Source organism: Nonomuraea candida (assembly GCF_000725485.1).
Classification (GTDB): domain Bacteria; phylum Actinomycetota; class Actinomycetes; order Streptosporangiales; family Streptosporangiaceae; genus Nonomuraea; species Nonomuraea candida.
This window is the reverse complement of the sequence record NZ_JOAG01000006.1, coordinates 17932-35222: the sequence shown is the minus strand read 5'-3', so window position 1 is coordinate 35222 and position 17291 is coordinate 17932. Positions and strand designations below refer to the sequence as shown.

Sequence of the window (17291 nt, the reverse complement as noted above, 5' to 3'; positions counted from 1 at the left end):
CCTTCCCGGCGGCCGGGAGGCCCGGCCGCCGGTCTCAGCGCTCGCCCGGCACGCTGTCGCGGTGGATGCGGGCCAGGGGCACGCCGTCGTCCTGGAGGCGGCGCACGGTCTCGTTGACCATGGAGGGCGGGCCGCACACGTACACGTCGTGCTCGGCCCAGGAGTGGAAGCGCTGGGTCACCTCGGGCAGGTGGCCGCGCATGCCGGTGTAGGAGGGCTGGTCCGACACCACGGGCAGCACCCGCAGCCAGGGGAAGGCGGATTCCATCCTGATCAGGTCGGGCAGGTCGTACAGCTCGTCGGCGGTGCGGGCGCCGTACAGCAGGTGGATGTTGGGGCGGCGGCCCGAGGCGATGACGGACTCCACGATCGCCTTCAGCGGCGCCAGGCCGGTGCCGCCGGCCACGCACAGCAGGTCGCGCGCGCTGTGCTCGCGCGGCGCCATCGTGCCCATCGGCGGGCCCAGCATGAGCGTGTCGCCGATGCGGGTGTGCCTGATCAGCGTGGTCGAGACCCAGCCGCCGGGCACCGAGCGCACGTGCAGGCTGATCGTGTTGTCCGGGCGCGGCGCGTTGGCGATCGAGAACGTCCGCCACACGCGGGGCCAGCGCGGGGTCTGCACGGTGACGTACTGGCCGGGCGTGTACGGCAGGCGCTGCGCCGGCCGCAGCGTGATGACCGCGATGTCCCGGTGCCGCCGCTCGTGGTCGATCACCTCGGCCAGCCACCAGGCGGGGGAGACCCCCGCGTCCGACTCGGCCGACTGGATCATCAGGTTGGCCGCCGCCGTGTACGCCGACACCCAGGCCGCCTCGATCTCGTGGTCCCAGACGTCGGCCGCGAAGCGGCGGATCGTGGCCAGCAGGGCGTTGCCCACGGCCGTGTAGTGCTCGGCGATGACGCCGTACTTGCGGTGGTCCCTGCCGAGCTGCCCGAGATAGGACGCCAGGCTGTCCGGGCTGTCCAGACTCCACACGATCCGGGTCAGCGCGCTGAACAGCCGGTCGCGCTGCACGTCCATGGCGGGCGGGAACATGCCCCGCAAATGTGGATTCTCTGCGAACAACCTGCCGTAAAAGTAGGCCGTGGCCTTGTCGGCCATCGGCTCGACCACGGAGAAACTCTCCTTGACCAGGCGCGGATTCAACGACATAGAGCAAACCCCACCTTTTGACCGGAAACGAAACTCCGGTCTTCGCCGTTCACCTCCTGAGGGTTCCGGGTCGTGAGCGCGGGGGCCCGCCCCGGCGCATCCCCTGCGCTCGAAAATGAGTCTTACACCACCGATGACGCGTCACAACCGATTCCCCCGATACGGTGCGAAGCGGAACTATCAGTAACCGGACCGTGATTCTCCGCATGCGAATTTCCATGCCGGTGGCCCGGCGAATACGAAAATAACTAATTTTCGTATTCTTTCAGCCTCCGTGCGGGGCCGACTTTCGCGATCGGGGGCCGCGGTCGGAGTCCGGGCCGGGGTGCGCGGTCAGGGTGCGCGGTCAGGGCGCGCGGTCAGAGTGCGCGGTCAGAGCCCGCGGTCGTGCCGCTCCTGGGCGGCGATGATCTGCGGGGCGGACCGGGCGATCCACGTGAACAGCTCGCACAGGTGCGCGACCGCCTGCTCGCCGAGGGGCGTCAGGGAATAGGTCACCTGCGGCGGCGTGGAGGGCTCGACGAACCGGTCGAGCAGCCCGTCCCTGCCCAGCACCCGCAGGTTCTGCGACAACATCTTCTCGCTGATGCCCTCGATCCGGTCACGCAGCCGGTGGAAGCGCAGCGGGCCGTCCTTGAGTGCGACCAGCACGAGCACGCCCCACTTGCCGGTGAGGTGCTCCATCACCTGCCGCCCCGGGCAGTCGCTACGGAACAGATCCTCTAGGTCCACGTATGAAGCTTACCTCAAGGTACGTACTTACGAAAAGAAAGCCGCTCCTCGTACGGTAGCCCCATGACCACCACCACCTTGACCGTCGACGTCTGGTCCGACCTCGTCTGCCCCTGGTGCTACATCGGCAAGCGCCGCTTCGAGCGGGCGCTGGCGCAGCTTCGAGCTCGACCCCGCGGGCAGCGCCGAGCCCGCCCTCACCCTCCCCGAACGCGCCCACCGCGACCTGGGCGGCTCCGCGGGCGACAACGAGCGCCGCATGGCGATGCTGACGGAGCTGGCCGCCCGGGAGAGCCTGGTCTACCGCCTCGACCGGGCCAGGCCCGTCAACAGCTTCGACGCCCACCGCCTCATGCGGCACGCCGACCGCGAGGGCAGGGGAGAGGCCCTGCGCGAGCGCCTGATGAGCGCCTACGTCGCCGAGGGCGCCGTGCTGTCCGACCACGGCACCCTGGCCCGGCTGGCGGCCGAGGCCGGCCTCGACCCGGACGCCGCCCTGGCCGTGCTCGCCGGCGGCGGCTTCGCCGAGGAGGTCAGGGCCGACGAGCGGCGCGCCATGGAGCTCGGCGTGTCCGGAGTGCCCACGTTCGTCTTCGCGGGCCGGTACGCCGTCGCGGGGGCGCAGCCGGTGGACGTCTTCGCCCGGGCGATCGACCAAGCCTGGCCGGAGGGCCGCCTCGCGGGCGCGGACGGCGGGGTGTGCGAGGCCGCCGGAGGCTGCTGAAGGAGGCCGGGCGCGCAGGCGTCCCCCGGTCCTCACCTCCGCCGCAGACGGGGACGAATCCCGGAAACCCCGCGCCACGGGAGGCACGTGGTAGGCCGGGATCTTTCGGAGGGGTGACATATCGGAAAGGCTGTGCGCCATGATGGGGCATGGGGCCGTCACGGACCGGAGCCGGACGGCGCCCGGACTCCCCCCTGGGCCCTGGAGAACGCATGTCCCGACCGTTGATCGGCATCACCGCCTACTTCGAAGCAGCCCGCTGGGGCGACTGGGTGCGGGAGGCCGTGCTGTCGCCCCCCTCCTACGCCAAGGCGGTCGGCCGGGCGGGGGGCGCGCCGGTGGTGCTGCCGCCGCTGGCCCCGGGCGCCGCCGACGACTACGTGCGCGGCCTGAGCGGCGTCGTCCTGACCGGCGGAGTCGAGCTGGGGGCCGAGACGTACAACGGCGAGCAGGACCCGCGCGTCCGCGAGCCGCAGACCCGGCGCGACCGGTTCGAGCTGGCCCTGGCCAGGGCCGCCGTCCGCGCCGACGTGCCGATCCTGGCCATCGCCAGGGGCATGCACGTGCTCAACGTGGCCCAGGGCGGCACGCTGATCGGCTGGCTGCCCGACGTGCTCGACAGCGACCGCCACGCCGAGCCCGGCGGCGCGGGCCACACCATCCAGGTCAGCGTCTCCAGCAAGCTCGGCAAGGCCGTCGGCGACCGGATCGAGGCGAGCGCGCCGCACCACCAGTCCGTCCGCCGCCTCGGCTCCGGCCTGCTGGCCGTGGCCTGGGCCGAGGACCAGATCGTCGAGGGCATCGAGCTGCAGGGGCACCGGTTCGGCGTCGGGGTCCAGTGGCATCCGGAGCGCGGCGGGGACGACCGGCTCTTCGATGCGTTCATGGAGGCGGCCCGCTAGGCTGCGATCATGCCGCTGCACCCCCAGGCGCGGGAGTTCCTCGCCCGATACCCATCGGATCTCGGCGCCGACCCGGCCGCGCTCGACCTGCCCGCGATCCAGGAGATGCGCGCGCAGGACCTCCTGGCGGTCCACCGAGGGCCGCTGACCAAGCTGCCGTTCGTCCGCGACGAGCTGGCCGAGGGCGTGCCCGTCCGCATCTACCGCGCCGACCCCGGCGACGGCCCGCTGCCCGTCGTGGTCTACTTCCACGGCGGCGGCTGGGTCTTCGGCAGCGTCAAGCGCAACGACGCCGCCGCGCGCGACCTGGCCATCCGCACCCGCGCCGTCGTGGTCTCCGTCGACTACCGGCTGGCGCCCGAGCACCCGTTCCCCGCCGCCGCCGACGACGCCTGGACCGTCGTGCGCGACATCTTCGCCCGGCCCGCCTTCTACCAGAGCAACGGCCGCGTCGCCGTGAGCGGCGACAGCGCGGGCGGCAACCTGGCCGCCGTCGCCGCCTGGCAGGCCCGCGACGCCGGTCTGGGCCTGGCCCACCAGGTGCTCGTCTACCCGGTGCTCGACCTGGCGATGGACACCCCCAGCTACGCCGACCACGCCAAGGGGTTCGGGCTCGACGCCGCCGAGATGGCCTGGTACGCCGGGCAATACGCGGCCGGCGCCGACCCGGCCGACCCCCGGCTGTCCCCGGCCCGCCTGCCCGACCTGTCCGGCCTGCCGCCCGCGACCGTCGTCACCGCCGAGTGCGACGTGCTCAGAGACGAGGGCGAGCGCTACGCCGCCCGCCTGGCCGAGGCGGGCGTGCCGGTCGAGCTGCGCAGGTTCGACGGCGCCCTGCACGGCTTCTACGTCCTGCCCGGCCTGTTCGACCAGGCGATCGAGGCCCGCGAATACCTCGCGCAACGGCTCAGGGAGTTCCTGTGATGGACGCCTACACCAAGCTGAAGCTCGACACCCCCGCCGAGGGCGTGCTGCGCGTCACCATCAGCGAGCCCGCCAGGCTCAACGCCGTCGACGCCGAGGCCCACCGCGAGCTGGGCGAGATCTGGCGCGACGCCGACCGCGACGACTCCGTGCGCGCCGTCGTCGTCAGGGGAGAGGGCCGCGCGTTCTCCGCCGGCGGCGACCTGTCCATGATCGAGGACATGATGCGCGACCACGCCACCCGGCTGCGCGTGTTCGCCGAGGCCCGCGACATCGTCTACAACGTGCTCAACTGCTCCAAGCCGATCGTCTCGGCCGTGCAGGGCCCGGCCGTGGGCGCCGGGCTGGCGGTCGCGCTGCTGGCCGACATCTCCGTCGCCGGCCGTACCGCGCGGATCATCGACGGCCACACCCGGCTCGGCGTCGCCGCCGGCGACCACGCCGCGATCGTCTGGCCGCTGCTGTGCGGGCTGGCCAAGGCCAAATACCACCTGCTGCTGTGCGAGCCCGTCACGGGCGAGCAGGCCGAGCGGATGGGGCTGGTCAGCCTCTGCGTCGACGACGACCAGGTGCACGACAAGGCCATGGAGATCGCGGTCAGGCTCGCCGCCGGCAGCCAGGAGGCGATCAGGCTCACCAAATACTCGCTCAACAACTGGCTGCGCCTGGCCGGCCCGTCCTTCGACGCCTCGCTGGCCATGGAGTTCCTCGGCTTCACCGGCCCCGACGCCGCCGAGGGCGTGCGCGCGCTGCGCGAGAAGCGGCCCCCCGCCTTCGGCTGAGCGAGGGGTGTGCTTCCCCCCGCCTCGGGTAGGCGGCCTCCAGGAAGGAGAGGAGGGGATCGTTCACAGGGGGCCCTGACACAGGCGGGAAAAGCCGCGGGAAGGTCCGGGGGCCCGCGCGGAGAGGGGGTTGAGCCAACAGCTCCCCCTCCACAGGCGCGGCCCGCCCGATCCCGGCGCCGATCGGGCGGCCGGACCCCCGCTCTCCCCCGAAATCCCGGCCGCGATCACGCGGCCCGACCCGCGCTCCGTCCTCACCGGAGGGCCGGCGGGGTTCTCAGCGGAGCCGGCGAGGCTCTGCGGGGCCGGCGGGGTTCTCAGCGGAGCCGGCGAGGCTCTGCGGGGCCGGCGGGGTTCTCAGCGGGGCCGGCGGGCGTGGAAGACGAAGGCGGGAGGCGTGTTGCGCCACACCGTACGGCCCAGCACCACCTCTTCGAACCGCTCGGCCAGCAGCGCGCGGAAGCGCCGCGCCGAGCTGAGCGGGATGGCGTGAATGTAGGAGAACGTCGTGAACGCCGCCCCCGGGCTCATCGACCCCGTCACCGCGGCCATCAGATCGAGCTGCAACTCCCGGGGGAAGGCCGCCCACGGCAGCCCGCTGATCACCACGTCGGCCGTCCCCAGCCCGCGCTGCGCGAGCAGCTCGCCCAGCTTCGTGGCGTCGGCGTGCGCCACGTCCACCTTCGGAAAACGCTCGGCCAGCAACCCCGCCAGCCGCTCGTTCAGCTCAACGGCAAGATGGTGGCCGCGCCCGCCGAGACGCTGCTGGATCTCCGCCGTGAACGGGCCCGTGCCTGGCCCGAGCTCCACCACGATCGGCTCGCCGCGCTCGGGAACGGGGGCGCAGACGGCCGTGGCCAGGCGCCGCGAGCTGGGCGCGAGTGCGCCGATCGCCGCGGGATTGCGCAGGAACTGGCCGAGGAATAGTGCCGTGTCGTTGGGCATGCCTTGAACCTACGGCCCCCGGCACACCTGATCGCTCCCCCTCCCGGGCGGAGCTCCGGCCACTTGGAGGAGGCGTGATCCTCCCCCCGGAGGATCACGCGGGCACGCCCCGGTGGATCCGGCGCTCATCTCCGGGCGGATACCGTGGGTCCATGCGTTGGCGTGGCGTGCCGCTGGATGTCCTCCTGGCGGCCTCGGGAGTGGGCCTGGATCTGCTGACCACGGCACACGCGGGCGACACCCCGTTCCTGCCCGCGGAGTTCAACATCCTCATGGCGCTGCTGGTCGGCCTGCCCATGGGCCTGGTGCGCCACCGGCCGGTCATCGTCACCCTCTACCTGGCCGCGTTCCTGGCCGTCACCGACCAGCTCGGCTCGTTCACCTCCAACACCGCGCAGATCCTGCTGTGCGTCTCGCTCGGGGTGGCCGGCCACACCTCCAGGGCGCGCGCCACCGCCCCTGCCGTGGCCGCCGCGATCGCCGCGACCGCCTGCAACATCGCCGATCCGGGGGTCGCGCTCACCGGCAACATGTGGACGTACTCCGTGCTGCTGCCCGTGACCCCCGCCGTGCTCGGCGCCTACCTGCGCAGCTCCGCCGAGCGCCTCGACGAGCGCGACGTCACCCCCGACGCGCTGCTCGCCGCCGGCGGCGTGGCCATCACCGTGCTCAGCACCTGGACCTCCTGGCACTCCGGCGCCCAGCCCGTCTGGGTGGTCGGCCTGCTGGCCGTGGTCGGCGGGCTGTCGCTGGGCATCGCCCGGCGGCTGCCGGGGCTGGTCTTCCTGCTGCAGGGCGTGCTGCTCGTCTCGGCCGACACCTACCTCAGCTCCACGGTCAACACCTGCGTGATCCTCACCCTCATCGCCATCGGCGTGTTCGCCATGCGGGTGGTGTCGTGGGGCTGGACGCTGGCCGCGTACGTGACCGGGTGCCTGCTGACCGCCGTCGCCGTCGTCGGCGACAACACCGAGATCACCCCCATCCGCGTCGGCGTGCTGATGTCGCTGGTCGCCACGCCCATCGCGATCGGCCGCTACCTGGGCGTGCGCCGGGCCGCCGCGGCCACCGAGAAGCTGGTCGCCGAGGAGGCCGCCCGCGCCGCCGTCGCCCAGGTGCGCGCCGACCAGCTCGCCGAGCGCGAGCGCATCGCCCGCGACGTGCACGACATCGTCGCCCACCACGTCGGCGCCATGGTGCTGCGGGCCAGCGCCGCCCGCTACACCGCCCCCGACGGGCCCGTCGCCGACGCGCTCAACGACATCCGCGAGACCGGCCACCAGGTGCTGCAGGACCTGCGTGACCTGCTCGACCTGCTGCGCGACCCCGACCGCCAGCCCGACCTGCTGGCCAACCCCGCCGACGTCGTACGCGAGTCCGCCGAGCGCATGTCCGCCGCCGGCCTCGACGTGGACCTCGACCTCGACCCGGCCACCGACCAGGCCCCGCTCATCGCCCGCACCTCCGCGGCCCGCATCGTTCAGGAAGGACTCACCAACGTGCTCAAACACGCAGGCCCCGGCACCCGGGTCCGCGTATCCGTCACCTCCTCGGAGGAAGGACTGGCCGTGGAGATCCGCAACGGCCGCCCGCCCACCGTCATCGAGCGCCTGCCCTCCTCCGGGCGGGGCCTGGCCGGCATGCGCGAGCGCGTGCGCACCGTGGGCGGCACCCTCAGCGCGGGCCCCGACGGCGAGGGCGGCTGGCTGCTGGCCGCCCACCTGCCCACCCGCCTGCACCAGGGGAGCGCGGCATGATCCGGGTGCTGGTGGCCGACGACCAGGCGCTCGTGCGCGCCGGCGTGCGCATGCTGCTGCAGGCCACGGGTGACATGGAGGTGGTGGGCGAGGCCGAGGACGGCGCCGAGGCCGTGCGCCTGGCCGAGCGCCACCTGCCCGACGTGATCCTGATGGACCTGCGCATGCCCAGGGTCGACGGCCTGGAGGCCATCAAGCGGGTGCTCGCCGCCCGGCCGGGGGCCAGGATCGTGGTGCTGACCACGTTCGCCGAGGACGGCAACGTCTACGCCGCCCTCCGCGCCGGCGCCGTCGGCTTCCTGGTCAAGGACGACGAGCCGGAGCGCATGGTCGACGCCGTGCGCCGGGCGGCGGCCGGCGAGCAGCTCCTCGCGCCCTCCGTGCTGCGCCGGGTCGTGGAGCGCTTCCTGGCCGCCGAGGAGCAGGCCGCCCCGGCCGCGCCGCCCGGGCTGACCGAGCGGGAGGTGGAGGTGCTGGCCCTGGTCGGCACCGGCCTGTCCAACGCGGAGATCGCCGAGGAACTGCACGTCGGGGTCACCACGGTCAAGACGCACATCGCCGCCGCCATGGAGAAGCTGGGCCTGCGCAACCGCATCCAGGCCGCCGTCGTGGCCCACCGCACCGGCCTCGTGGACGCCTCCTTCCGCCCCGTACGCCAGCCCCGCGGCGGCGCCGTGACCTGACGCGGGGCGGCGGCGTGCCCGTGGACGGGGTCTGGGGGACGGGCGTCCGATTGAGGTCCGTCGCGGGGCGTACCGGTGAGTCAGCCCGGAGGCTGACGACCGGCCCCGGTCTTCGACGCGACCATGTGCTCCTTCACCACTCATATGAGTCTTTCGTGAAAGGAACGCCATGTCGGAAACCGTCGCCATGCCCCGCCCGGACCGGACCCGCCAGGTCTCGGCCGGTCTGCTCTACAGCCTGCGCGTCGCCGTGCTCGCCCAGGCCGCGGCGCTGGTCGTGGCCGCCTCGTTCGCCGGTCAGGCGGTGGAGTCGGAGTCGATGGTCGAGACCCACGTCATGGCCGGGATGGTCGTCCACCTCCTCGCCCTCGTACAGATCGTCCTGGCCGTCCTCGTCTGGCGGCCGGGACGGGGCGCGGGCTGGCCCGCGCTGGCCAGCGTCGCCCTGTTCGTCGTCGGCGCGGCCCAGCACGTCACCTGGTTGTGGCTGGGGGCGCACCTGCCGACGGGCGTGGTGCTGTTCGGCCTGGTCACGGCCGTGCTGATCTGGGCGTGGTCCCCGGCAGCCGCCCGCCGCCGCTAAGGTCGGAGATGTGTATGTGAAGATCTGCGGGTTGAGCGAGCCCGAGCACGTCGCCACCGCCGTCGAGGCCGGGGCCGACGCCATCGGGTTCGTCATGACCCGGAGCCCCCGCCGGATCACGCCGGAGCGGGCGGCGGAGCTGGCCGCGCCGGTCCCCGCTCACGTCCTCACCGTCGGCGTCTTCCGCGGCGAGGACCCTGCCACGGTGCGCGCGGCGGCGCGGACCTCGGGGGTGCGGGCCGTGCAGCTCCACGGCAAGCACCCGCACGCCGACTTCACCGCCCTGAAGGACCTCGGCGTCCGCCTCATCAGGGCCGTCGACGCCCAGGCCGACCTGCGCTGCGGCGCCTACGACGAGGACCTGCTCCTCGTGGACGCGCCCCACGCGGGCTCCGGGCAGCCGTGGGACTGGGCGGCCGTGCGCGGCAGGCCCTCGGGGCAGTGGATGCTGGCGGGCGGCCTGTCCCCGGCCAACGTGCGCGAGGCCATCGCGGCCGCCGACCCGTGGGGGGTCGACGTGTCCAGCGGCCTGGAGAGCGCGCCCGGCGTGAAGGACCCCGAGCTGATCCGGGAGTTCCTGCGGAAGGTGCGACGGGCCGATGGATGAGCTCGCCGCCGGCCCGGCCCTCGGCCGGGGCGCCGTGGCCGCCGACCTGGCCCGCGCCGTGGCCTTCCAGCACGCCTTCGCCCGCCGCAGGGCGCCCCGGGTGGTGCCGGTGCCGGGCGGCTTCGCGGTCCTCGACGACCGCTACCCCGGCTCCCACGACGACAACAAACTGATCATCCACCCCGCCACCGCCGGCTCCCCCGAACCCCCGGCGACCCCCGTCGATCCGCGGGCCGCGGGCGTGGCGCCGGCGGTGGGCAAGCCGGCGGGTGAGGCGCTCGCCCCGGGCAAGGCGCCGGCTGCGGGTGAAGTGGCGGGTGAGGCTCGGGCGGGGGCCGGTGAGGTGGCGCCGACGGCCGGTGAGGTGCTGGCGGCGGCCGACGAGGTGCTGGCCGGGCGCGGGCACCGGCTGGTGTGCGTGGACGACGACCGGCTCGGCCTGGCGTTCGCCGATGCGTTCGACGCCGCCGGCTACGGCCACGAGACCAACCTCGTCATGGTCTTTCGCGGGCCGCTCCCGCACGACCCTCCGCCGGCCGACCGGCTCACCCTGGACGAGCTGGCGCCCGTGCTGCGGCGCGACTGGCGCCGTGCGCTGCCCCAGGCCCCCGACGAGGTGATCGACGGGCTCGCCCGGCGGGTGGAGTCGCGGCTGCGCGGCGCCGACACGGTGGGCTTCCGCGGCGTACGCGCCCCCGGCGGCTCGATCGCCGCCCGGGCCGACCTCTACGTGCACGGCGGGGTCGCCCAGATCGAGAGCGTCTTCACCGGCGAGGAGCACCGTGGCAAGGGCCACGCGCGCGCCCTCATGCTCGCCTTGCTGGCGGAGGCGGCCGAGGCGCAGGCCGAGCTCATCTTCCTGGTGGCCGACGCCGACGACTGGCCCCGCCACTTCTACGCCCGCCTCGGCTTCGAGGTCGTCGGCCGCACCCACTCCTTCCTCCGCACCGCCTGACCCACCGGGCGCGTCCCCGGCTCGGGAGCCAGGCAGGGAGAGCGGGGCGGGGGAGACAGGGTGGTGGGGAGGGCCTGGAAAAGCCGGGCACAGGCGGGCCTCTGCCTCGCAGTTCCACGCAGTAGGGTCTCCTGCGTGAGTGAAACTTCCGCCGAGGACCGGATCTGGACGGTTCCTAACCTGCTGAGCTTCCTGCGCCTCCTGGGCGTCCCCGTGTTCCTCTGGCTGGTTCTAGGCCCCAAGGCGGACGGTTGGGCCATCGCAGTCCTCGCGGTGGCCGGTTTCACGGACTGGCTCGACGGCAAGATCGCGCGGGCGTTCAACCAGACGAGCAGGCTCGGCCGGATCATCGACCCGGCCGCCGACAAGCTGTACGTCTTCGCCACCATCCTCGCCCTCCTGCTGCGCGAGGTGATCCCGTGGTGGCTCGTCGTCATCATCCTCGGACGTGAGCTCTTCGTCGCGTGTTTCATCCCCGTACTTCGCAAACATGGCTATAAGGCACTTCAAGTGCATTTCCTGGGCAAGGCCGCCATGTTCAACCTCATGTACGCCTTCCCTCTCCTCTTCCTTGCCTCCCACACTGGGTGGTATGCCGAAATAGCCCGAATTGTCGGGTGGGCCTTCGCGCTCTGGGGAACGGGCCTGTACTGGTGGGCGGGGGTGCTGTATGTGGTACAGGTGCGCCAACTCGTAACCGCGGCCAAGAAGGGGTGATCGGGTGAAGGCGGTCGTCATGGCGGGCGGGGAGGGCACTCGGCTGCGTCCGATGACCGCCAACCAGCCCAAACCCCTGCTCCCCGTGGTCAACCGCCCGATCATGGAGCACGTGCTGCGCCTGCTCAAGCGGCACGGCGTCACCGAGACGGTGGTGACCCTCCAGTTCCTGGCCGCCCTCGTGCGCAACTATTTCGGCGACGGTGACGAGCTGGGCATGAGCCTCCAGTACGCCACCGAGGACGTCCCCCTCGGCACCGCGGGCAGCGTCAAGAACGCCGCCGACCGCCTCCGCGACGATCGTTTTCTGGTGATCTCCGGTGACGCCCTGACGGATATTGATTTATCCGACATGGTCCGTTTTCACCGTGAAAATGGGGCACTCGTGACGATCGGCCTGAAACGGGTCCCCAACCCCCTCGAATTCGGGATCATCATCGTCGACGAGGAGGGCCGCGTCCAGCGCTTCCTGGAGAAGCCCACCTGGGGCCAGGTCTTCTCCGACACCGTCAACACCGGAATCTACGTCATGGAGCCCGAGGTCCTCGACGCCGTGGCCGGCGGCGAGCCCGTCGACTGGTCCTCGGACGTCTTCCCCGCCCTCCTCGCCCGCGGCGCCGCCATCTACGGCTACGTCGCCGACGGCTACTGGGAGGACGTCGGCACCCACGACAGCTACCTCAAGGCCCAGGCCGACGCGCTGTCGGGCAAGGTCGACCTGGACATCGGCGGCTTCGAGCTCTCCCCGGGCGTCTGGGTGGCCGACTCGGCCGCCGTGGACCCCGACGCCGTGCTCAAGGGCCCGCTGCTCATCGGCGACTACGCCAAGGTCGAGGCGGGCGCCGAGCTGCGCGAGTTCACCGTGCTGGGCAACAACGCCGTCGTGCGCGAGGGCGCCTTCCTGCACCGCGCGATCGTCCACGACAACGTCTACCTCGGCCCCGGCGCCCACCTGCGCGGCTGCGTCATCGGCAAGAGCACCGACGTGATGGCCGGGGCCCGCATCGAGGAGAACGCCGTCATCGGCGACGAGTGCGTCATCGAGGCCGAGGCGTACGTCTCCAGCGGCGTGCGGGTCTACCCGTTCAAGACCATCGAGGCGGGCGCGGTCGTCAACACCAGCGTCATCTGGGAGTCGCGCGGCCAGCGCAACCTGTTCGGCCCCCGGGGCGTCAGCGGCCTGGTCAACGTCGAGATCACCGCCGAGCTGTGCGTCCGCCTGGCCAGCGCGTACGCCACCACCCTCAAGAAGGGCGAGTACGTCGTCACCTCCCGCGACTGCTCCCTGGCCGCCAGGGCGCTCAAGCGGGCCGTCATCGGCGCGCTTACCGCGGGCGCCATCAACGTGCTCGACCTGGAGGCCGCCCCGCTGCCCGTCGCCCGCTTCCACACCGGCCGCGTGTCGGCCGCGGGCGGCATCGCGCTGCGCACCACCCCCGGCGACCCGCAGAGCGTGGACATCGTGATCATGGACGACCGCGGCGCCGACCTGCCCCCGGCCGCCCAGCGCAAGCTGGAGCGGGTCTTCTCCCGCCAGGAGTTCCGCCGCGCCTTCCCCGGCGAGATCGCCGAGCTGGCCTTCCCCGCCAGGGCGGTCGAGGACTACACCCAGGAGCTGCTGCGCCACATCGGCGTCGGCGGCGTCAGGGACATGAAGGTGGTGGTGGACTGCGCGGGCGGCACCTCCTCGCTGGTGCTGCCCACCCTGCTCGGCCGGGTCGGCGTCGAGGTGCTCACGGTCAACGCCCGCCTCGACGACGTCTCGCCCACCGAGACGCTCGCCGAGCGCCGCCGCGACCTGCAGCGCCTGTCGGAGCTGGTCAGCTCCTCCCGGGCGGCCTTCGGCGTGCGGTTCGACCCGGTGGGCGAGCGCATCGCCCTGGTCAACGAGCAGGGCCAGCTCATCGACGAGGAACGCGCCCTGCTCGTCGTCCTCGACCTGGTCGCCGCCGAGCGCCGGGGCGGCCAGGTGGCCCTGCCGGTCACCACGACCAGGGTCGCCGAGCAGGTCTGCCGCTTCCACGGCGTGCAGGTGCGGTGGACCTCCACCGCGCTGGACGCCCTCACCTCGGCCGCCGCCGCCCCCGACATGATCTTCGCGGCCGACGGGCGCGGCGGCTTCGTGGTGCCGGAGTTCAGCCCGGCCATCGACGGGCTGGCCGCGTTCATGCGCCTGCTCGGGCTGGTCGCCCGCACCCGGCTGTCGCTCAGCCAGATCGACGCCAGGATCCCCGAGGTCAAGCTGCTCAAGCGCACGGTGCCGACGCCGTGGGCGGCCAAGGGCGCCGTCATGCGCTCGGTCATCGAGGCGGCCGAGGCCGAGCCCGAGGGCCACCGCGTCGACACCACCGACGGCGTGCGGGTGGCCCGCGAGGACGGGAGCTGGGTGCTGGTCCTGCCCGCCGCCGCCGAGCCCGTGACCGACCTGTGGGCCGAGGCCGCCGACATGGACGCCGCCCAGAGCCTCATCGAACGGTGGGCCCGGATCGTGGAGCAGGCCGCGAGCTGATAGCGTCACCCACCGTGACTGGAAAGGGTTTGCCGATGATGTGCCCAGAGAGTGCCGCAAGATCGTAATGTAGAAACGCGCGGCGGCATGGACCACGGGGCGGGGGCGGCGGTAACTTTGTCTGCGTCCAAACCAACGTGCAGCGCCCCGCCTTGACCTTTGCCGCTGATCAGCGTAAGTTGCGGCATTCGCAAACGTGAGAAAGCGAAGCGAGGCGCGCCCTAGAGCACCGTCGCCGCGTCTTCGCGGTAGGAGGCCGAGCCGATCGATGCCGAGCGTCTACTGCACGCAGTGCGGGCACGCCAACCCCGAGGATGCCCGTTTCTGTTCCCGCTGTGGGTCACCGCTGACCAGACACGAGGTCGCCGGGGACACCACATCGACGATCTCGGTGGCGGGAATCGAGGCGTACGAGGCTGAGGCCGGCGACATGCTCCTGGCCGAGCGGGCGCTCGTCGAGCAGCTCCCGCCCGGCACGGCGTTGCTCACCGTCACCAGGGGCCCCAACCAGGGAAGCCGGTTCCGGCTCGACAAGGACCTGACGACCACCGGGCGCCACCCGGAGAGCGACATCTTCCTCGACGACATCACCGTCTCCCGCCGCCACGTCGAGTTCTACCGCCATCGCGGCGGCCAGTTCTCGGTGCGCGACGTGGGCAGCCTCAACGGCACCTACGTCAACCGGGAGCGGATCGAGGAGGTTCCCCTGCACTCCGGAGACGAGGTGCAGATCGGCAAGTTCCGCCTTCTCTTCCTGATGCGGGGCAACTCCGGCGTATGAGCGGGCGCAGCGGGCGATCGACGGTGACGGGAAGACCCGTGCGGGAGGCCACGTGAGCTCACAGGCGGCACGCTCGCACATGAGCATCGGGGAGGTGCTCGCCCTCCTCCAGGGCGAGTTCCCCGACGTGACGATCTCCAAGATCAGGTTCTTGGAGGGCGAGGGCCTCATCGAGCCCGAGCGCAGCCCGTCCGGCTACCGTAAGTTCACCCACCTGCACGTGGAGCAGCTGCGCTTCATCCTCACCGAGCAGCGCGACCACTACCTGCCGCTGCGGGTGATCAAGGACAAGATGGCCGAGAGCTTCGGCCGCCCGCGCGCGGTGCAGCAGGCCCAGGAGGTCAAGCTCAGCAGGGCCGAGCTGCTCCAGGCCGCGGGGATCGACGACGAGACGCTCACCGAGCTGGAGGACTACGGCCTGCTGGCCCCGGTCGCCAGGCGCTACGACGAGGAGGCGCTCAAGGTGGCCCGCGCCGTGGGCTCCCTGGCCCGCTTCGGCCTGCACGCCCGCCACCTGCGGGCGGTCAAGGCGGCGGCCGAGCGTGAGGCCGGCCTGGTCGAGCAGACCGTCGCGCCGATCCTGAAGCGGCGCCGTCCCGGAGCCATCGGCGAGGCGGACGAGGTCGCCAGAGAGCTGTCCACGCTCCTGCTCGACCTGCACGCGTCCCTAGTGCGCATGGGTGTCAGATCGGTCCTCGGGCGTTGAGACCGTAGCGAGCTGGGAGGCGGAGGCACATTCCAGGCCCGCCGGGTGTTACGTTGAATTGCGAAGCCAAGACAGCAGAAGCGATGATCGAAGACAGCTGTGCCGGGTGACCGGTCAGGAATACGGAGCAGCCCGTGTTGCAGATGGAGGTCGTGGGCGTTCGAGTTGAGATGCCCACAAATCAGCCGATCGTCTTGCTCAAGGAGGCACACGGGGAGCGGTTCCTTCCTATATGGATCGGCATGACCGAGGCCACGGCCATCGCCCTGGCCCAGGCGGAGGAGCCGCCGCCGCGGCCCCTCACCCATGACCTCTTCCGCGACGTGCTGAGCGCCCTGGGCGTCGGCCTGCGGGCGGTCAACATCGTCGCCCTGCGCGACGGCATCTTCTTCGCCGACCTGGTGTTCTCCAACGGCGTGGAGGTGAGCGCGCGGCCGTCCGACTCGATCGCGCTCGCCCTGCGCACCGGGGCGCGCATCTTCGCCAGCGAGGAGGTCGTCCAGGAGGCCGGAGTGATCATCCCGGACGACCAGGAGGACGAAGTGGAGAAGTTCAGGGAGTTCCTTGACACGATCACTCCCGAGGACTTCGGCAGGGCGGGGTAGGTATTTCAGTGCATTTACGCTTCACGACGCGCCGAGCCGGATCGTTGACTGCGCATGGTCACGGTCCTACGGTGCAAGTGAAACCCGTGGTCGCCCTTTGTGAACCCCCAGATCAGGCCACGGGATGAGAGAAAGCCGGAGGTCCGCGTGGCGGTCAGCAGCGGCGAGGGAAAGACGGCCGGCCAGGAAGATCCGGTGCGGCGCGAGAGCGCGCGGCAGCGTGCCGGTGAGCAGGGTCTGCTCTTCGACGAGCAGCCGACGACGCTGCCGGGCGACATCGGATACCGCGGGCCGACGGCCTGCGCCGCGGCCGGCATCACCTACAGGCAGCTCGACTACTGGGCGCGCACGGGGCTGGTGGAGCCCACGATAAGGGCCGCGCACGGCTCGGGCTCCCAGCGGCTCTACAGCTTCCGTGACATCCTGGTGCTCAAGGTCGTCAAGCGGCTCCTCGACACCGGGGTGTCACTCCAGCAGATCCGCACGGCGGTGCAGCACCTGCGTGACCGCGGGGTCGCCGACCTCGCGCAGATCACGCTCATGAGCGACGGCGTCAGCGTCTACGAGTGCACCTCGGCCGACGAAGTGATCGATCTGCTCCAGGGCGGCCAGGGCGTGTTCGGCATCGCGCTCGGCCGGGTCTGGCGGGAGGTCGAGGGATCCCTCGCGGAGCTGCCGGGGGAACGCGCGGCGGTCGAGGACACCGTCCCGGCCGATCACCCCGCTGACGAGCTGGCCCGCAGGCGCCGCGCCCGCCGCATCGGCTGACCCGCGGGGCCGGGTGGCCTCGACCGCCGCTTCCCTCTGATCATCGCGACTCGGGCGCGCGCACGCCGCCCGGGGAAAGTCCTTCCCTGGGCGCAGCCTTTCCCGGAGCCCTTCCCGTCTCACGCCTCGCCCATCCTGCGTGCCCGCCCACCGCCACGGTGTGCACCCACGGGCGGCCCGCCGGTGGGTGGAAGCGGGCCAGTGAGCCGTAATCCGGGCCTACAGTAGTAATCTAGGACAGTAAGGCTGACGACCCCGTGCGGGAGAGTCCCCGGCCCCTGGGCCGGGGCGCCGAAGGAGCAACCCTCCCCGGAATCTCTCAGGCATCCTGTACCGCTCGGGCGAGGCAACTCTGGAAAGCAGGCGCGCCCGCCAGGCGCGCCTCACCGACGGTGCAAGCCCCACCGGGGTGAAGCTCTCAGGTCGCGGACGCCCGCTCGTCGGGGGCCGCGCTGACA

The 17291-nt window shown here is 72.2% G+C and carries 17 protein-coding genes, 1 pseudogene and 1 riboswitch; of the genes and pseudogenes, 15 read left to right on the top strand and 3 right to left on the bottom strand.

Translation table 11 applies throughout. The features are described 5' to 3' along the window. Positions 1 to 34 precede the first annotated feature (34 nt). Together IO39_RS05450 and IO39_RS05445 are read right to left on the bottom strand one after the other, a co-directional pair. The gene (locus IO39_RS05450) at positions 35 to 1153 is read right to left on the bottom strand and encodes a globin domain-containing protein (RefSeq protein ID WP_043616996.1); all 1119 of its coding nucleotides are present in this window, start codon (positions 1151 to 1153) and stop codon (positions 35 to 37) included. A 372-nt stretch (positions 1154 to 1525) separates the two neighbouring features. Then, the gene (locus IO39_RS05445) at positions 1526 to 1885 is read right to left on the bottom strand and encodes a winged helix-turn-helix transcriptional regulator (protein WP_043616993.1); all 360 of its coding nucleotides are present in this window, start codon (positions 1883 to 1885) and stop codon (positions 1526 to 1528) included. A gap of 63 nt (positions 1886 to 1948) precedes the next feature. Here IO39_RS05445 and IO39_RS05440 point away from each other — a divergent pair. From IO39_RS05440 to IO39_RS05425, 4 genes and pseudogenes are all read left to right on the top strand, one after another. Continuing rightward, positions 1949 to 2609, top strand: a pseudogene (locus IO39_RS05440) (DsbA family oxidoreductase). Between the two features lie 212 nt (positions 2610 to 2821). Further along, positions 2822 to 3511, top strand: a complete 690-nt coding sequence (locus IO39_RS05435) for a gamma-glutamyl-gamma-aminobutyrate hydrolase family protein (RefSeq protein ID WP_043616990.1) — start codon at positions 2822 to 2824, stop codon at positions 3509 to 3511. A gap of 9 nt (positions 3512 to 3520) precedes the next feature. Next, positions 3521 to 4435: an alpha/beta hydrolase gene (locus IO39_RS05430; RefSeq protein ID WP_043616988.1), complete on the top strand. Its 915-nt coding sequence runs from the start codon at positions 3521 to 3523 to the stop codon at positions 4433 to 4435. Further along, on the top strand, positions 4435 to 5217 hold the full coding sequence (locus IO39_RS05425) for an enoyl-CoA hydratase/isomerase family protein (protein WP_043616986.1): 783 nt from the start codon (positions 4435 to 4437) through the stop codon (positions 5215 to 5217). The genes IO39_RS05430 and IO39_RS05425 overlap by 1 nt, the downstream gene beginning before the upstream one ends. A 357-nt stretch (positions 5218 to 5574) precedes the next feature. Here IO39_RS05425 and IO39_RS05420 read toward each other — a convergent pair whose 3' ends face one another. After that, a complete protein-coding gene (locus tag IO39_RS05420) occupies positions 5575 to 6162 on the bottom strand; it encodes a class I SAM-dependent methyltransferase (RefSeq protein ID WP_043616983.1) in 588 nt (195 codons plus the stop codon). A gap of 152 nt (positions 6163 to 6314) precedes the next feature. On the opposite strand from IO39_RS05420, the gene IO39_RS05415 reads away from it, so the two are divergent. The 11 genes from IO39_RS05415 to IO39_RS05365 all read left to right on the top strand — a co-directional run bounded on the left by IO39_RS05415 (position 6315) and on the right by IO39_RS05365 (position 16833). Then, entirely contained in the window at positions 6315 to 7919 is a 1605-nt protein-coding gene (locus tag IO39_RS05415) for a sensor histidine kinase (protein ID WP_245641820.1), read from the top strand. Next, positions 7916 to 8602 (top strand): response regulator, encoded by a 687-nt coding sequence (locus IO39_RS05410; RefSeq protein WP_043616980.1) that lies wholly within the window; start codon positions 7916 to 7918, stop codon positions 8600 to 8602. The genes IO39_RS05415 and IO39_RS05410 overlap by 4 nt, the downstream gene beginning before the upstream one ends. A 169-nt stretch (positions 8603 to 8771) precedes the next feature. After that, positions 8772 to 9185 (top strand): hypothetical protein, encoded by a 414-nt coding sequence (locus IO39_RS05405; protein WP_245641819.1) that lies wholly within the window; start codon positions 8772 to 8774, stop codon positions 9183 to 9185. Between the two features lie 10 nt (positions 9186 to 9195). Beyond that, entirely contained in the window at positions 9196 to 9792 is a 597-nt protein-coding gene (locus IO39_RS05400) for a phosphoribosylanthranilate isomerase (RefSeq protein ID WP_043616978.1), read from the top strand. Next, positions 9785 to 10747 (top strand): GNAT family N-acetyltransferase, encoded by a 963-nt coding sequence (locus tag IO39_RS58755; protein WP_052422471.1) that lies wholly within the window; start codon positions 9785 to 9787, stop codon positions 10745 to 10747. Before IO39_RS05400 ends, IO39_RS58755 begins: the two co-directional genes overlap by 8 nt. Positions 10748 to 10882: 135 nt before the next feature. Beyond that, a complete protein-coding gene (clsA, locus tag IO39_RS05390) occupies positions 10883 to 11464 on the top strand; it encodes a cardiolipin synthase ClsA (protein WP_043616975.1) in 582 nt (193 codons plus the stop codon). A gap of 4 nt (positions 11465 to 11468) precedes the next feature. Continuing rightward, complete coding sequence (locus tag IO39_RS05385; RefSeq protein WP_043616972.1) at positions 11469 to 13973, top strand: mannose-1-phosphate guanyltransferase; 2505 nt, start codon at positions 11469 to 11471, stop codon at positions 13971 to 13973. 268 nt (positions 13974 to 14241) lie between these two features. Then, positions 14242 to 14754: a double zinc ribbon and FHA domain-containing protein gene (locus IO39_RS05380; RefSeq protein ID WP_043616969.1), complete on the top strand. Its 513-nt coding sequence runs from the start codon at positions 14242 to 14244 to the stop codon at positions 14752 to 14754. Between the two features lie 79 nt (positions 14755 to 14833). Further along, positions 14834 to 15460, top strand: coding sequence for a transcriptional regulator FtsR (ftsR, locus tag IO39_RS05375; RefSeq protein ID WP_043616966.1), 627 nt, complete (start codon positions 14834 to 14836; stop codon positions 15458 to 15460). 134 nt (positions 15461 to 15594) lie between these two features. Next, positions 15595 to 16065 (top strand): bifunctional nuclease family protein, encoded by a 471-nt coding sequence (locus IO39_RS05370; RefSeq protein WP_090771501.1) that lies wholly within the window; start codon positions 15595 to 15597, stop codon positions 16063 to 16065. Between the two features lie 147 nt (positions 16066 to 16212). Continuing rightward, on the top strand, positions 16213 to 16833 hold the full coding sequence (locus IO39_RS05365) for a MerR family transcriptional regulator (RefSeq protein ID WP_043616963.1): 621 nt from the start codon (positions 16213 to 16215) through the stop codon (positions 16831 to 16833). A gap of 250 nt (positions 16834 to 17083) precedes the next feature. Beyond that, a riboswitch (glycine riboswitch) is annotated at positions 17084 to 17179 on the top strand. The last annotated feature ends 112 nt before the right edge of the window (positions 17180 to 17291 follow it).

Excerpts from the sequence above, each read along its gene's own strand:
- IO39_RS05450 (WP_043616996.1), bottom strand. The coding sequence starts at position 1,153 with ATGTCGTTGAATCCGCGCCTGGTCAAGGAGAGTTTCTCCGTGGTCGAG.
- IO39_RS05435 (WP_043616990.1), top strand. The coding sequence starts at position 2,822 with ATGTCCCGACCGTTGATCGGCATCACCGCCTACTTCGAAGCAGCCCGC.
- IO39_RS05430 (WP_043616988.1), top strand. The coding sequence starts at position 3,521 with ATGCCGCTGCACCCCCAGGCGCGGGAGTTCCTCGCCCGATACCCATCG.
- IO39_RS05425 (WP_043616986.1), top strand. The coding sequence starts at position 4,435 with ATGGACGCCTACACCAAGCTGAAGCTCGACACCCCCGCCGAGGGCGTG.
- IO39_RS05420 (WP_043616983.1), bottom strand. The coding sequence starts at position 6,162 with ATGCCCAACGACACGGCACTATTCCTCGGCCAGTTCCTGCGCAATCCC.
- IO39_RS05415 (WP_245641820.1), top strand. The coding sequence starts at position 6,315 with ATGCGTTGGCGTGGCGTGCCGCTGGATGTCCTCCTGGCGGCCTCGGGA.
- IO39_RS05410 (WP_043616980.1), top strand. The coding sequence starts at position 7,916 with ATGATCCGGGTGCTGGTGGCCGACGACCAGGCGCTCGTGCGCGCCGGC.
- IO39_RS05405 (WP_245641819.1), top strand. The coding sequence starts at position 8,772 with ATGTCGGAAACCGTCGCCATGCCCCGCCCGGACCGGACCCGCCAGGTC.
- IO39_RS58755 (WP_052422471.1), top strand. The coding sequence starts at position 9,785 with ATGGATGAGCTCGCCGCCGGCCCGGCCCTCGGCCGGGGCGCCGTGGCC.
- IO39_RS05380 (WP_043616969.1), top strand. The coding sequence starts at position 14,242 with ATGCCGAGCGTCTACTGCACGCAGTGCGGGCACGCCAACCCCGAGGAT.
- ftsR (WP_043616966.1), top strand. The coding sequence starts at position 14,834 with ATGAGCATCGGGGAGGTGCTCGCCCTCCTCCAGGGCGAGTTCCCCGAC.